General features: G+C 67.5%; 12 protein-coding genes and 1 rRNA gene. 10 read left to right on the top strand and 3 right to left on the bottom strand.

Translation table 11 applies throughout. The features are described 5' to 3' along the window. Window positions 1-7: 7 nt before the first annotated feature. From AC1DDO_RS11740 to AC1DDO_RS11725, 4 genes are all read left to right on the top strand, one after another. Complete coding sequence (locus tag AC1DDO_RS11740; RefSeq protein WP_091557836.1) at window positions 8-1213, top strand: argininosuccinate synthase; 1206 nt, start codon at window positions 8-10, stop codon at window positions 1211-1213. Window positions 1214-1218: 5 nt separating this feature from the next. Continuing rightward, window positions 1219-2643, top strand: coding sequence for an argininosuccinate lyase (gene argH / locus AC1DDO_RS11735; protein WP_476971853.1), 1425 nt, complete (start codon window positions 1219-1221; stop codon window positions 2641-2643). A gap of 103 nt (window positions 2644-2746) precedes the next feature. Then, window positions 2747-3292 carry a pyridoxine/pyridoxamine 5'-phosphate oxidase gene (locus AC1DDO_RS11730; protein WP_476869288.1) on the top strand — a complete coding sequence of 182 codons (546 nt, stop codon included), beginning with the start codon at window positions 2747-2749 and terminating at the stop codon, window positions 3290-3292. 37 nt (window positions 3293-3329) lie between these two features. Beyond that, window positions 3330-4067, top strand: coding sequence for a maleylpyruvate isomerase family mycothiol-dependent enzyme (locus AC1DDO_RS11725; RefSeq protein ID WP_476869287.1), 738 nt, complete (start codon window positions 3330-3332; stop codon window positions 4065-4067). 55 nt (window positions 4068-4122) lie between these two features. Here the strand turns inward: AC1DDO_RS11725 and AC1DDO_RS11720 are convergent, their stop codons facing one another. Next, window positions 4123-4641, bottom strand: a complete 519-nt coding sequence (locus AC1DDO_RS11720; protein ID WP_476971852.1) for a methylated-DNA--[protein]-cysteine S-methyltransferase — start codon at window positions 4639-4641, stop codon at window positions 4123-4125. Next, a complete protein-coding gene (locus AC1DDO_RS11715) occupies window positions 4638-6212 on the bottom strand; it encodes an AlkA N-terminal domain-containing protein (protein WP_476869285.1) in 1575 nt (524 codons plus the stop codon). Before AC1DDO_RS11715 ends, AC1DDO_RS11720 begins: the two co-directional genes overlap by 4 nt. 90 nt (window positions 6213-6302) lie before the next feature. On the opposite strand from AC1DDO_RS11715, the gene AC1DDO_RS11710 reads away from it, so the two are divergent. Next, window positions 6303-7004 (top strand): DNA-3-methyladenine glycosylase, encoded by a 702-nt coding sequence (locus tag AC1DDO_RS11710; RefSeq protein ID WP_476869284.1) that lies wholly within the window; start codon window positions 6303-6305, stop codon window positions 7002-7004. Between the two features lie 52 nt (window positions 7005-7056). Continuing rightward, window positions 7057-7653 carry a hypothetical protein gene (locus tag AC1DDO_RS11705; protein WP_476869283.1) on the top strand — a complete coding sequence of 199 codons (597 nt, stop codon included), beginning with the start codon at window positions 7057-7059 and terminating at the stop codon, window positions 7651-7653. 6 nt (window positions 7654-7659) lie between these two features. Here AC1DDO_RS11705 and AC1DDO_RS11700 read toward each other — a convergent pair whose 3' ends face one another. Further along, entirely contained in the window at window positions 7660-8277 is a 618-nt protein-coding gene (locus tag AC1DDO_RS11700; RefSeq protein WP_476869282.1) for a GNAT family N-acetyltransferase, read from the bottom strand. A gap of 135 nt (window positions 8278-8412) precedes the next feature. Here AC1DDO_RS11700 and AC1DDO_RS11695 point away from each other — a divergent pair, with 135 nt between their 5' ends. The 4 genes from AC1DDO_RS11695 to AC1DDO_RS11680 all read left to right on the top strand — a co-directional run. Next, entirely contained in the window at window positions 8413-8970 is a 558-nt protein-coding gene (locus tag AC1DDO_RS11695; RefSeq protein WP_476869281.1) for an adenine phosphoribosyltransferase, read from the top strand. Window positions 8971-9119: 149 nt separating this feature from the next. Beyond that, window positions 9120-11348, top strand: a complete 2229-nt coding sequence (locus AC1DDO_RS11690) for a HelD family protein (RefSeq protein ID WP_476971851.1) — start codon at window positions 9120-9122, stop codon at window positions 11346-11348. A 75-nt stretch (window positions 11349-11423) separates the two neighbouring features. Further along, on the top strand, window positions 11424-12737 hold the full coding sequence (tyrS, locus tag AC1DDO_RS11685; protein WP_476869279.1) for a tyrosine--tRNA ligase: 1314 nt from the start codon (window positions 11424-11426) through the stop codon (window positions 12735-12737). A 499-nt stretch (window positions 12738-13236) separates the two neighbouring features. Then, window positions 13237-13374, top strand: a 16S ribosomal RNA gene (locus AC1DDO_RS11680); the annotation flags it as partial.

The following is a 13374-nucleotide window of genomic DNA, read 5'->3' as shown; positions in this document are numbered from 1 at the left end:
CATTTCCGTGACTGAGCGTATTGTTCTGGCCTACTCCGGTGGCCTGGATACTTCCGTAGCCATCGGCTGGATCGGTGAAGCCACCGGCGCCGAGGTCATCGCCGTGGCGGTCGACGTCGGACAGGGCGGCGAATCGCTGGAGACCATCCGCCAGCGCGCGCTGGGCTGCGGCGCCGTCGAAGCCTACGTGGCCGACGCGTCCGACGAGTTCGCCAACGAGTACTGCGTGCCCACGCTGAAGGCTAACGCCCTCTACCAGGGCCACTACCCGCTGGTCTCGGCCATCTCCCGCCCGGTGATCGTCAAGCACCTGGTCAAGGCAGCCCGCGAGTTCGGCGCCACCACCGTCGCCCACGGCTGCACCGGCAAGGGCAACGACCAGGTCCGCTTCGAAGTCGGCATCCAGACCCTCGGCCCGGACCTGAAGTGCATCGCACCGGTCCGCGACCTTGCCCTGACCCGCGACAAGGCCATCGCCTTCGCCGAGGAAAAGGGTCTGCCGATCGAGACCACCAAGAAGAACCCGTACTCGATCGACCAGAACGTCTGGGGCCGCGCCGTCGAAACCGGCTACCTCGAGGACATCTGGAACGCCCCCACCAAGGACATCTACGACTACACCGCCACCCCGGAATTCCCGCCGGCACCGGATGAGGTCACCATCTCCTTCGAGGCCGGCGTGCCGGTCGCGATCGACGGCGTCAAGGTCACCCCGCTGCAGGCCATCAAGGAACTCAACCGCCGCGCCGGCGCCCAGGGCGTCGGCCGCATCGACGTCGTCGAGGACCGCCTCGTAGGCATCAAGTCCCGCGAAATCTACGAAGCCCCCGGCGCCATGGCGCTCATCACGGCCCACAAGCACCTCGAGGACATCACCATCGAGCGCGAGCAGGCCCGCTTCAAAGCGACCGTCGGCCAGCGCTGGGCCGAGCTGGTCTACGACGGCCAGTGGTTCTCCCCGCTCAAGCGCTCCCTCGACGCCTTCATTGAGGACACCCAGCGCTACGTCACCGGCGACATCCGCATGGTGCTGCACGGCGGCCAGGCGATCGTCAACGGACGCCGCTCCGAAACCTCGCTGTACGACTTCGACCTCGCCACGTACGACACGGGCGACACCTTCGACCAGTCCATGGCGCGCGGCTTCATCGAGCTGTGGGGCATGTCCGCCAAGGTTGCCTCCGGCCGCGACATCCGCGTCGCAGGAAAGTAGCCCCCGTGGCTGAGCAGAGGTCCGCCACCAATGAAGGCGCGCTGTGGGGTGGCCGGTTCGCCGGCGGCCCCGCGGACGCCCTCGCGGCGCTGAGCAAGTCCACGCACTTTGATTGGCGGCTGGCCCGCTATGACATCGCCGGGTCCAAGGCGCACGCCCGCGTGCTGCACAAGGCCGGGCTGCTGGATGACGCCGAACTCGAGGGCATGCTGGACGCCCTGAGCCGGCTGGATCAGGACGTCGCCTCCGGCGCCTACCTGCCGGCGGAGTCGGATGAGGATGTGCACGGTTCCCTGGAGCGCGGCCTGATCGAGCGCGCCGGCACCCAGCTGGGCGGTAAGCTCCGCGCCGGCCGTTCCCGCAACGACCAGGTGGCCACGCTGGGCCGGATGTTCCTGCGTGACCACGCCCGGATCATCGCCCGCGGCGTGCTCGCCACGATCGACGCGCTGGTGGACCAGGCCAAGGCCCACCAGGGCGTGGCCATGCCGGGCCGCACGCACCTCCAGCACGCCCAGCCGGTCCTGCTCAGCCACCACCTGCTGGCCCACGCCTGGGCCCTGCTGCGCGACGTGCAGCGGCTTCAGGACTGGGACAAGCGCGCCGGCGTTTCGCCCTACGGCTCGGGTGCCCTGGCGGGTTCCTCGCTGGGCCTGGACCCGGAGGCCGTCGCGGCGGACCTGGGCTTCTTCTCGGCGACGCACAACTCGATCGACGGCACCGCCTCCCGCGACGTCTTCGCCGAGTTCGCCTGGATCACGGCCATGATCGGCGTGGACCTGTCCCGGGTCTCGGAGGAAGTGATCCTGTGGGCCACGAAGGAATTCTCCTTCGTCACCCTGCACGATTCCTACTCCACCGGCTCATCGATCATGCCGCAGAAGAAGAACCCGGACGTGGCCGAGCTCGCGCGTGGCAAGGCCGGCCGGCTGATCGGCAACTTGACCGGGCTTCTGGCCACCCTGAAGGGCCTGCCGCTCGCGTACAACCGCGACCTGCAGGAGGACAAGGAACCGGTCTTCGACGCCGCCGACACCCTGGAGGTCCTGCTCCCGGCAGTCTCCGGCATGATCGCGACGCTGACGTTCAACACCGAACGGATGGAATCCCTGGCACCCCAGGGCTTCGCGCTGGCCACGGACATCGCCGAATGGCTGGTCCGGCAAGGCGTTCCCTTCCGCGAGGCGCACGAGCTCTCCGGTGCCGCGGTGAAGCAGGCCGAAAGCCGCGGCGTCGAGCTCTGGGACCTCACAGACCAGGAATACGCGGCCATCTCCGGGCACCTGACGCCGGAGGTCCGCACGGTCCTGTCCACCGAGGGGTCGCTCAACAGCCGGAACTCCCAGGGCGGTACCGCGCCGGCCGCCGTCGAACGCCAGCTGCTGGCCCTCGAGGGCGAACTCGCCGGCGTGCGGGAGTACGCGGGCTAGTTCGCACCGAGGCGCCTACACCCCACGCGAGTTGGCATTTCGCGGCAATGTTGTCTAATGACACTGCCGTGAAATGCCAACTCGCGGCGTTTAAGGTGGGTGCATGAGCGAATCTTTCCGGAAAATGCTGCGGGCCCTGCCAGATTTCCCGGAGGTGCTCCCGGACTTCGATCCGGCGGGCGCGCCCGCGGACCCTGCCGAGCTGTTCCGGCTGTGGCTCGGCGAAGCCCTGGCTGCCGGGGTGCCGCAGCCGAACGCGTGCAGCCTGGCCACGGCGGATGGGCAGGGCCGGCCGTCGTCGCGGATGCTGATCCTCAAGGACATCGACGCCGACGGCTGGCACTTCGCCACCTCCCGGGAATCCCGCAAGGGCAAGGAACTCGCGGCCAACCCACACGCGGCCCTGAACTTCTTCTGGCAGCAGCAGGGCCGCCAAGTGCGGGTGGCCGGGGACGTCGTGGAGCTCTCCGCCGAGGCCTCGGCCGCGGACTGGCAGGCACGGCCCGGCGCGGACGGCAGCGACAATGAAAACACAGACTGGCAGCTCTACGCCCTCCGCCCCCGGGAGATCGAATTCTGGCAGGCACGGCACGACCGCAGGCACATCCGGCACCGCTACGCGCCCGCTGACCACGTTCCGTTCAGTTAGTCCGGGTTAATTGGGTGGCTCCGTTAGGATGGGCGGCATGACCTCCATCACACCAGAGAACCTTCGGGCAGAACTGCACCGCGCCGCCGACGTCGTGGCCGGAATCACCGCGAAACTGACCGAACAGGACATCAAGGCGCCGTCCGAACTGCCCGGCTGGAGCCGCGGGCACGTGCTGGCCCACATCTGCGGAATCGCCAACGCAATGGCCCGCCAGCTCGAATACGCGGCCCGCGGTGAAGCCGTGGAACTCTACGACGGCGGCTTCGAGGGGCGGAACCGCGCCATCGACATGGCGGCCGGCCACAGCCTCGCCGAGCACCGCGCCGACCTCGACTCCGCGCTGGGCAGGGCCCTGGGCGCCTTCGACGCCCTCGACGCGGCCGGCTGGCGCGAGTCCATCACCTACCGCGGGGGAGTCGTGTTCGACGGCGGCTTGGCCCTCTGGCGCGAACTCGTCATCCACGCGGCGGATCTCGGCACCGGCCACGGCCCGGAAACCTGGAGCCGGCCGTTCTGCGGGCACCTCTTCGAGTTCCTCTCCGCCCGGGTGCCCGAGGGGCAGCGCTTTGTCCTGCAGCCGCTCGGCCTGCCGGCGGTGGCCATTGGCAGCGGTGGACATTCGACGGTGATCAACGGAATGCTGACGGATATTGCCGCGTGGCTCGCCGGCCGCACGCCTACCCTTGGCAGCCTGCGCGCCACCGCCGCGGCCGACGGCGTCGACCTTCCGGAGCTGCTGCCCTGGCCATCCGGCGTGCCCATCAACAACTGAGGATCCCAGCCGTGGCGGACTGCCAGGCCAAACCGCGCAGGTCTTATCCTTCGTCCTATGGCCGTGCCGTGGCGAGGGCGAGTTCGCGTTCCCGGTCCAGCAGGCTGCCCTTGACGGCGAGTCCCCAGCGGAAGCCGCCCAGGGTCCCGTCGGTGCGGACCACACGGTGGCAAGGAACGAACAAGGCCGCCGCGTTGAAGGCGCAGGCACTGGCTGCCGCGCGGACGGCCTTGGGGTTGCCGGACAATTCCGCGTACTCCGAGTAGGTCACGGGGTGCCCCGGAGCGACCGTCCGCAGCACGTCCCAGGCGTGGCTGCGGAAGGGTCCGGACTTCTGCAGCACCGGCACGGCCATGGCGGGCTCCGGATTCCCTGCGTAGAACGACTCGACGGCCTCGGAGATGGCGCCCATCCCGGTGACGGTCTCGAATTCGCCGGGCAGCAGGTCGGCGTGGATCTGCCCGGTCAGTTCGCCGGGGATGGCGGTCCAGCCCGATGACAGGACGACGCCGTCACGGGCAATGATGGTGAATGGGCCGTCCGGGGTGGACATGGTCAACAGCTGGGCTTTCATGGTTTCGCTTTCTTCGGAGTCTGCGCGGAAGTTTGTGTCGGTGTCTGCGGTGTCTGCGGTGTCTGCTGTGTCGCCGATGTTGGTGCTTGTTGTGTCGCCCGTGGCGGCTTGCGTGCCGCGGCCTGGGCGGCCGCTGCCGCGCGCCACAGGTGCATGGTGGCGTAGGAGCGCCACGGGCTGACCTCGCGGAAATCAGGGCTCAGCGCGGCGCCGGGGGCCGGGGCGAGGGACCGGATGCCGTTCCGGACGGCCGCGTCGTTGGCAAGGAACACATCCGGTGCTCCGATGACGCGCATCGCGACGTATCCGACGGTCCACGGCCCGACGCCGGAAAGCGGCAGGAGCTTGGCCTCGAGCCCGTGCACATCATCGCCGTAGCCGAAATCAAGGTCCCCGGAGGCCATGGCTGCCGCCGCGCCGCGAACGGAGTCGATCCGCCGCTGCGGGCCGCGGAGCAGTTCGAAGCCGGACTCGGCAATCTGGGCGGCCGTCGGGAACAGCCGGTGCAGGCCGTCGGCGGGCACCAGGCTCTCGCTCCCGGCCGCCGAAAGCTGGACCAGGGCGGTCCGCGCAGCAGCCACCGTGATCTGCTGGCCGATCATGGCCCGGATCAGCAGTTCCTGCGGATCAACGGCGCCGGGCATCCGCATCCCCGGCGTGACCGCCACCGTGGCGGCTAGGCGGGGATCGGCGGCGAGGGCGGCATCTATGGCGACGGGATCGGCGTCGAGGTCCAGCAGGCGGCGGACCCTGCTCAACAGGGCGGCAAGGTCCCGGAGGTCGACGGCGCCGATGGTCAGCACGAGCGGGCGCCCGGGAGCGCCGGCGTCGTAATCCACCCGGAAACGGGCATCGCCGTGGGTCAGCCGCAGGGTCCGGGCGTAGGAGTGGGAGGTGCCTTCCTCGATCCCGGGGATAGCGCGGACGGCGAGGAAGTCGAAGACACCGGGATCGAACGGTTCCCGGTACGGAAGATTGAGCGTGAGCGCCGTGGTGGCTGCGGGGGCGCGGTGGTGCCGGGCCGTGGCCCGCAGCGCAGAGGGCGTCATGGCGAAGACCTCGCCGATGGTCTCGTTGAACTGGCGCACGCTGCTGAATCCCGCGGCGAAGGCGATGTCCGAGACTTTCATGGCGGTGGAGACCAGCAGGGTGCGGGCGGTCTGGGCCCGGCTTGCCCGCGCCAGGGACAGGGGTCCGGCGCCGAGTTCGTGGCTGAGGATCCGGTTGAGCTGGCGCGAGGAATAGCCGAGCCGGGCCGCCAGCCCTTCGACGCCGTCGCGGTTGATCACGCCATCATTGATGAGCCGCATGGCGCGCCCGGCGATATCCGAGCGCACGTTCCAGGCCGGGGTGCCGGGCACAGCCTCCGGCAGGCAACGCTTACACGCCCGGTAGCCGGCCTCGTGCGCGGCGGCTGACGTCTCATAGAACGTGACGTTGTCCGCTTTGGGTGTCCGGGCAGGACACGAGGGCCGGCAGTAGATCCCGGTGGTCCGGACGGCTGTGTAGAACTGCCCGTCGAATCGGGTGTCCCGGGCGTCGATTGCCCGGTAGCGTTGCCAAAAGTCCATGACCCCATCCTGCCAGCTTCCCGGATCGCCTGCTAGCGGAATTCGGACACGGCCGTGGGGGCTTGCGGCGGCATTTGTTAAAGTCTGAACATGACAGAGCCCGGCACGCGGCCCGGCACAGAGCCCGGCACGCACGCTTCGCTCCGGGCGATGCTCTCGGCCGACGCCCGGCACGTTGCGCCGCTCCTGCTCGGCGCCATATTGACGCACGACGGGCGGGAAGGCTCCGTCTCTGTGCGGATCACCGAGGTGGAGGCGTACCTGGGACCGCATGATTCGCGCCACCCTGATCCCGGGTCCCACACCTTCCGCGGCCAGACGGCCCGCAACGCGCCGATGTTTGGCCCGGCGGGCCACCTCTACGTGTATTTCACCTACGGGATGCACCATTGCGCCAATATCGTCTGCGGGCCTGAAGGGGTGGCGTCGGCGCTGCTGCTGCGGGCCGGCGAAGTGGTTGCGGGACATGAACTGGCCAGGGCCAGGCGTCCGACGTCGAAATCGGACAACGACCTCGCCAGCGGGCCCGCCCGGCTAGCCACAGCGCTGGGCGTCACGACGGCGGACAGCGGGCGGGATGCCCTGGCGCCGCCGTTCAGGCTGGAACCGCCCGTGAATCGGCCGGACGGGGTCGCCGGCATCAGCTCCGGCCCCCGGGTTGGCGTCTCCGGCGCCGGCGGCAGCCATGACTACCCCTGGCGGTTCTGGCTCACCGGCGACCCCACCGTCTCCCGCTACAAGCCGGCAAAGCCGGCAAGAACAGTAAAGGCCCCAAACGCCCGGGGCGGGTAGCCGGGCACGTACCTTGATGCGCAGCGTCGGCGCTCAGGGAGGATGGAGCACTATGGGCGAGGGCAAACGCGGAAAACCGGGCAGCGAGCTGGAACGGCTCCAGATCTTCGCGCAGCTGGCCACCGAGTACTTCGGCATGGTTGAGCTGTTCACACCCGATCTGGCGCCGGCCGCGGCCGACTCGGCCGAGGCAGAGCGCCGACACTGGCTTGAGCTCTTCCGTGCAGCCTTGCTGCGAAAGTTCGTCGTCCCGGATGAGCACGTCTCGCTCAAGCTCGTGGTGCGGGCCCTGCGCATGTGCAACTACTCTGCGGACTCCCGCATTACCGAGGGGACGGCAGAAGCAGGCAGGTTGTTCACGAACGAGATGATCCGGGACCGCGAGGCACGGATGGCCGAAATCGCCGCGAACGACCACGACTTGTTCGAGGACGTCCTCTATGGCCGGCTCCTCCATGGCGACGCCGACAGGTTTCGCCGGTCCGGGTGGGCCGAAGACTACGCCCGGCTGAGCAGCGTGGCAGCCGGGCGGTTCGACGCCGAGCGGGCCCTGCGAATAGCGCTGGACGTCGTCGCCTACGGGCTTGCGAATGACCTCCTGCGCCCGCCCGAACCGGACGAACCCGTGCCGCCAGCCGCCGGAACGTAGGAATTCCTAGGACGCGGCGAGGCTGCTGAGCCCGTAGTCGGCGCCGACGGCGAACGGGGAGAGACGCCGCCGAAGGTCCTCGCGCACTTGGGGCCACTCCTGGGCGAGGATCGAGTACACAGCGGTATCTGCCCTGCCCCCGCCGGGTGCCGCGCGGTGGCCGCGGAGGATCCCCTCAAAATGGGCGCCGAGCCGTTCGATCGCCGTCGCGCTCCGGGTGTTGCGGGCGTCGCAGCGGAACGCCACCCGGTGGACTGCCAGTACTTCATAGGCGTAGGCAAGGAGCATGTGCTTGCTCGCCGGGTTGACGTGGCTGCCCCAGAACTGCCTTCCATAGAAGGTTCCGCCGATTTCCAGGCGCTGCTGGGCCGGCACGTAGTCGCGGAGGGACGTGGTGCCCAGCAGGGCGCCGGTGCGCCCGTCCGTCACGGCAAACGGAATCGTGGCGGGATCCTCCAGCCGTGACTCGAAGAGGCCAGCCAGTTCGCCGGTCGTCCCCGGCATCGGGGCCGCCATGCCTGCCCACATGCCGGAATCCACGAAATCAAAGAGGCCTGCCGCGTGGTGCGGGGCCAACGGAACCAGGCGGACCCCATGGCCGGAAAGGACGATGTCGTGTCGCATTGGAGCATTCAATCACCGGCCGGGTGGACGGGACCGTCGAATCAGGCGCCGCCGAAATGAACATTGGGTGGCCGCGAGGTTGCCCGCGGAGGAGGGCCGCCGGGCTGGTTTGCTACCAGCCAGTAAGGTAGATGGGTGAATCAAAGCCAGCTGAACCAGACCAAGACAGCACTGCCCGTGGATGAGCTGATCGAGAGCCTGTGCGCCACCATCCCGGACTATCCCAAACCCGGAATCAGCTTCAAGGACCTCACCCCGGTGTTCGCCGACGGCAACGCCTTCGGAGCCGTCGTCGATGCCCTGGTGGGCCCTTTCCAGGGCCAGTTCGACGCCGTCGCCGGAGTGGAAGCCCGCGGCTTCCTGCTCGCGGCGGCCGCAGCTTACGCCACCGGGACCGGAGTCATCACCGTCCGCAAGGCCGGCAAGCTGCCGCGCGAAGTGTTCTCCGAGGACTACGCCCTGGAGTACGGCACCGCCACCCTCGAGCTGCACACCACGGATCTGGCGCCGGGGAGCCGGGTGCTGATCCTCGACGACGTGCTCGCCACCGGCGGTACGCTCGGCGCCGCGGCGCGGCTGTTCGAGCGGTGCGGGATCCACGTGGCCGGCGTCGGCGTGGTCATGGAACTCGACGAACTGGCCGGGCGCTCGGCCCTGACCGGCCACAACGTCCGCTCCCTGCTGAGGATCTAACGGGCGCGCGGTGGCTGGACCATCCGTGGCGTATCGGTAGAATTCCCTGACGAAGACTGCCTCGGCACTGTTCGGGGACATACAACCGCTATGTCCGTCGAAATGGCTGTAGAATGGTGGGTCCGTCTTTTTCGATAGGGGAACGTTCGATGCACGACGCTGATTTGGCCCATGAACGCGACTATGTGGCCGGACTTTACGCCCGGCTCGATGAGTTGCGGGCAGAGAAGCGCACCCAGCTGGCCCAGGTGCGCCGTGCCGGTGCCGTGGGCACCATGCAGAACGTTTCCGAACGCGATGCCTTCGCGGCCCTCTACGAGGACCGCCTAGCCCAGCTGGATGCCGTCGACGACCGGCTGGTATTCGGCCGCCTGGACCTGGATTCCGGCGAGGCCCAGTACATCGGCCGCATCGGCCTGACCACCGAGGACCTGCAACGGCTCATGGTGGACTGGCGGGCGCCCGAGGCCGGCCACTTCTATCAGGCCACGGCGTTCGACCGCCAAGGCGTTCGCCGTCGCCGTCACCTGATCCTGCAGGGCCGCGAGGTCAAGGCGATCGAGGATGACGTCCTCGACGCCGACATGCTCGCCGACAACGATTCGCTCCAGGGCGAAGGCGCCCTGCTGGCTGCCCTGAACTCCAAGCGGACCGGCCGGATGTCAGACATCGTCGGCACCATCCAGTCCGAGCAGGACCGGATCATCCGTTCCTCCATCTCCGGTGCCCTCGTGGTCCAGGGCGGTCCCGGCACCGGCAAGACCGCCGTCGCGCTGCACCGCGCCGCGTACCTGCTCTACACCCACCGGGACAGACTCAAGAGCGCCGGCGTCCTGCTGGTGGGACCGACGTCGTCCTTCATGAAGTACATCGAGCGCGTGCTGCCCTCGCTCGGCGAGACCGGCGTCGTCATGGCGAGCCTGGGCCGGCTCATGCCGGGCATCACCGCCGTCGCCGAGCAGGACTCCGCCGTGGCGGCCATCAAGGGCCGGCTGGACATGGCCGAGGTGGTCGCCAACGCCGTGGCCAACCGGCAGCGCATTCCGGCCGGAAACAGAATCCTCGAGGTCGATGGCCGCAAGCTGGTCCTCACCCCGCGGCAGGTCCGACGCGCCAAGGAACGGGCGCGCGCCACGGGTAAACCGCACAACGAGGCCCGCGTCTCCTTCGTCAAGATCCTGCTCCGCGAGCTGACCGAGCAGATGACGGAGCTGGTGGAGGCCGGCAACATCGGCAACAACGCCGACCGCTCCTACCTGGCCGAGGACGTCCGCTCCGCCCGGGATGTCCGGATCGCCCTGAACCTGTGCTGGATGCCGATGACCCCGGAGAAGCTCGTGGGGGAGCTGCTGAGCAAGCCGGCCATCCTCGAGGCATGCACCCCGAACCTCAGCCCGGAGGAGCGGGCGTTGCTGCTCCGCCCCGCGGATTCGCCGTGGACCGAGTCCGACGTTCCGCTGCTCGACGAGGCCGCCGAATTGCTCGGCGAGCTCGATGCCGCCGCCGGACGCGGACTGGCGCAGCAGGAACAGGACCGTGCCCGCGACCTCGCCAACGCCAAGCAGACCCTGGTCAACATGGAAACCGCCGGAGTGGACGTCCTCGTCACGGCCGAAGACCTTGTGGACCAGAACCAGGAGCGCGAGACGCGGCTGACCGCTGCAGAGCGTGCCACCACGGACCGCAGCTGGGCCTTCGGGCACATCGTCGTGGACGAGGCCCAGGAGTTGTCGCCCATGCAGTGGCGGCTCCTGGTCCGGCGCTGCCCGCTGAAGTCGTTCACGATCGTGGGCGACATCGCCCAGACCAGTTCCGTCGCCGGCGCCAACTCCTGGCACAGCGCACTGGGCCCTATGTTTGGCGACCGCTGGCAGCTCGAGGAACTGACCGTCAACTACCGCACCCCGTCCCAGATCGCCGAGGCCGCGGCCCGCATGGCTACCGCGGCCGGCCTGGTGGTTTCCGCGCCCAAGGCCGTCAGGGAAGGACACTGGTCCCCGGTCATCGACCGTGTCGGCGCCGGCCAGATCGTCAAGAAGCTCGTTGAGGTGCTCCCGGAGGAACTGGCCGCTATCGAGGGCGGCCTGCTGGCCGTCATCGCCGACGGCGAGCTCCTCCCCGAAGCCAGCGCGGCACTGCGGGCCGTGTACGGCCACCGTGTCGGGACCGGAGCGGGAAGTTACGCGCAGGACATCGTGGTGATCAGTCCCCGCGAGGCCAAGGGACTGGAGTTCGACGGCGTCGTGGTCCTGGAACCGACGGACATGCTCAACCACGAGCACGGCCGGGTGGGGGACCTGTACGTGGCCATGACCCGGCCCACGCAGCGCCTGAGGCTCATCGCCGCCTCCGGCGTCCCGGCCGGCATCGAGGAGTAGCGCGGTCCGGCTTGCCCGTCCCGGGCCGGGAGTCACCTGCGATGCCGGTCCGTCGATCCTGCTAACTTAGATTCCGTGTCCCAGCTAAATATTCTCGATGCCCAGCAGAACGACCCCAGCTTTGCCAATATCTGGCAGGAGTTGAAATGGCGCGGCCTTGTCCACGTCTCCACGGATGAGGCAGAGCTCGAAAAGCTCCTCGCCGGCGATCCCGTGACGTATTACTGCGGCTTCGACCCGACCGCGCCGAGCCTGCACCTGGGTAACCTTGTCCAGCTGTTGGTCATGCGCCGGCTCCAGCTGGCCGGCCACAAGCCCCTCGGGCTGGTGGGCGGGTCCACAGGCCTTATCGGTGATCCGCGTCCGACGGCGGAACGCACCCTGAACACCAAGGACACCGTGTCCGAATGGGTGGGCTACCTGCAGGCCCAGGTCCGGCGCTTCCTCAGCTTCGAGGGCGACAACGCCGCCCGGATGGTCAACAACCTGGATTGGACGGCGCCCCTGAGCGCCATCGACTTCCTCCGCGAGATCGGCAAGCACTACCGCGTCGGCACCATGCTCCGCAAGGACGCCGTGGCATCCCGCCTCGGTTCCGAGGAAGGCATCAGCTACACGGAGTTCAGCTACCAGATCCTGCAGGGCATGGACTACCTGCAGCTGTTCCGCGACCACGGTTGCATGCTGCAGACCGGCGGCTCGGATCAGTGGGGCAACCTCACCAGCGGTACCGAGCTGATCCGCAAGGTCGAGGGCAAGCACGTCCACGCCCTGGGAACGCCGCTCATCACCAACTCTGACGGCACCAAGTTCGGCAAGAGTGAGGGCAATGCCATCTGGCTGGATCCGGCCATGTGCAGCCCGTACGCCTTCTACCAGTTCTGGCTCAATACGGCGGACGCGGATGTAGCGGACCGCCTCAAGGTGTTCACCTTCCTGAGCCGCGCCGAGATCGAGGCGCTGGAGCTCGCGGTCGCCGAGCGGCCGTTCGCCCGCGAAGGCCAGCGGAAACTGGCCTATGAGGTAACCTCGCTCGTCCACGGTGTGGACGCCACGGAAAAGGTCATCGCAGCCTCGGCCGCAGTGTTCGGCAACGGCGATCTCTCCGCACTGGACGAGGCGACGTTGAAAGCGGCAACTTCCGAGTTGCCCTCCGCCACGGTCGACGCCGGCGCCCTGGGCATCATCGAGCTGCTGGTCGCTTCCGGTCTTTCGGAGAGCAAATCCGCCGCACGCCGCACAGTGGGGGAGGGCGGGGCCTACGTCAACAATGCGAAGGTGTCCGATCCCGACGCCGTTATTGCCGCCAGCGAGTTGCTCCACGGGCGTTACCTGCTCCTGCGGCGGGGCAAGAAGAACCTGGCCACGGTGGAAGTCGCCGCGTCCTGATCAACGTTCATTACGCAGCCTGCACGCTCCTCCCCGGCCGATTTGCACGGCCGAGGGGGAGCGTGTATTGTTTTCTGAGTCGCCGCCGTTGAGTGGTGACAAACCCCCACAAATGAGAAGCAATTCTCCATGCGCTAGGCGCACATAATGGAAATTGCTTCAATTCTGCTGGGCGGATTCGCTCCACAAAGTGAAATTCCGATGAAAATCGCGAGTTTGCAAAGTGGAAATGAATGAAATAAGCTATAAACATCGCAGCGAAGAAAAACGAAATAAGAATTCATGAAAATGAATTGTTTCGGTAAATATTCGAATGTGTCTGTTGTTTGAGAACTCAATAGTGTGCCAAGTTTGTTGATACCAATTTATTGTAATGGATTGGTTGAATTGACTGGATCATGCCACCCCGTGGTGTGGTCTGGTTTTTACAGCTGGTTTCAAATTTTGTGCAGCGTGTTTCTCCCGTTTTCCCGGGGGTGCGTGCTGTGTCTGTTTTACTTCAACGGAGAGTTTGATCCTGGCTCAGGATGAACGCTGGCGGCGTGCTTAACACATGCAAGTCGAACGATGATCCGGTGCTTGCRCCGGGGATTAGTGGCGAACGGGTGAGTAACACGTGAGTAACCTGCCCTTCCTT

It is taken from the genome of Arthrobacter sp. 10N43 (assembly GCF_056394525.1).
Note: the sequence above shows the minus strand (reverse complement) of the source record. Positions and strands in the feature narration are given on the sequence as shown.

What these genes read in the sequence shown, in the direction of transcription:
- AC1DDO_RS11725 (WP_476869287.1), top strand. Translation starts at nt 3,330, where the DNA reads ATGACCTCCATCACACCAGAGAACCTTCGGGCAGAACTGCACCGCGCC.
- AC1DDO_RS11710 (WP_476869284.1), top strand. Translation starts at nt 6,303, where the DNA reads ATGACAGAGCCCGGCACGCGGCCCGGCACAGAGCCCGGCACGCACGCT.
- AC1DDO_RS11705 (WP_476869283.1), top strand. Translation starts at nt 7,057, where the DNA reads ATGGGCGAGGGCAAACGCGGAAAACCGGGCAGCGAGCTGGAACGGCTC.
- AC1DDO_RS11720 (WP_476971852.1), bottom strand. Translation starts at nt 4,641, where the DNA reads ATGAAAGCCCAGCTGTTGACCATGTCCACCCCGGACGGCCCATTCACC.
- AC1DDO_RS11715 (WP_476869285.1), bottom strand. Translation starts at nt 6,212, where the DNA reads ATGGACTTTTGGCAACGCTACCGGGCAATCGACGCCCGGGACACCCGA.
- AC1DDO_RS11690 (WP_476971851.1), top strand. Translation starts at nt 9,120, where the DNA reads ATGCACGACGCTGATTTGGCCCATGAACGCGACTATGTGGCCGGACTT.
- AC1DDO_RS11700 (WP_476869282.1), bottom strand. Translation starts at nt 8,277, where the DNA reads ATGCGACACGACATCGTCCTTTCCGGCCATGGGGTCCGCCTGGTTCCG.
- AC1DDO_RS11730 (WP_476869288.1), top strand. Translation starts at nt 2,747, where the DNA reads ATGAGCGAATCTTTCCGGAAAATGCTGCGGGCCCTGCCAGATTTCCCG.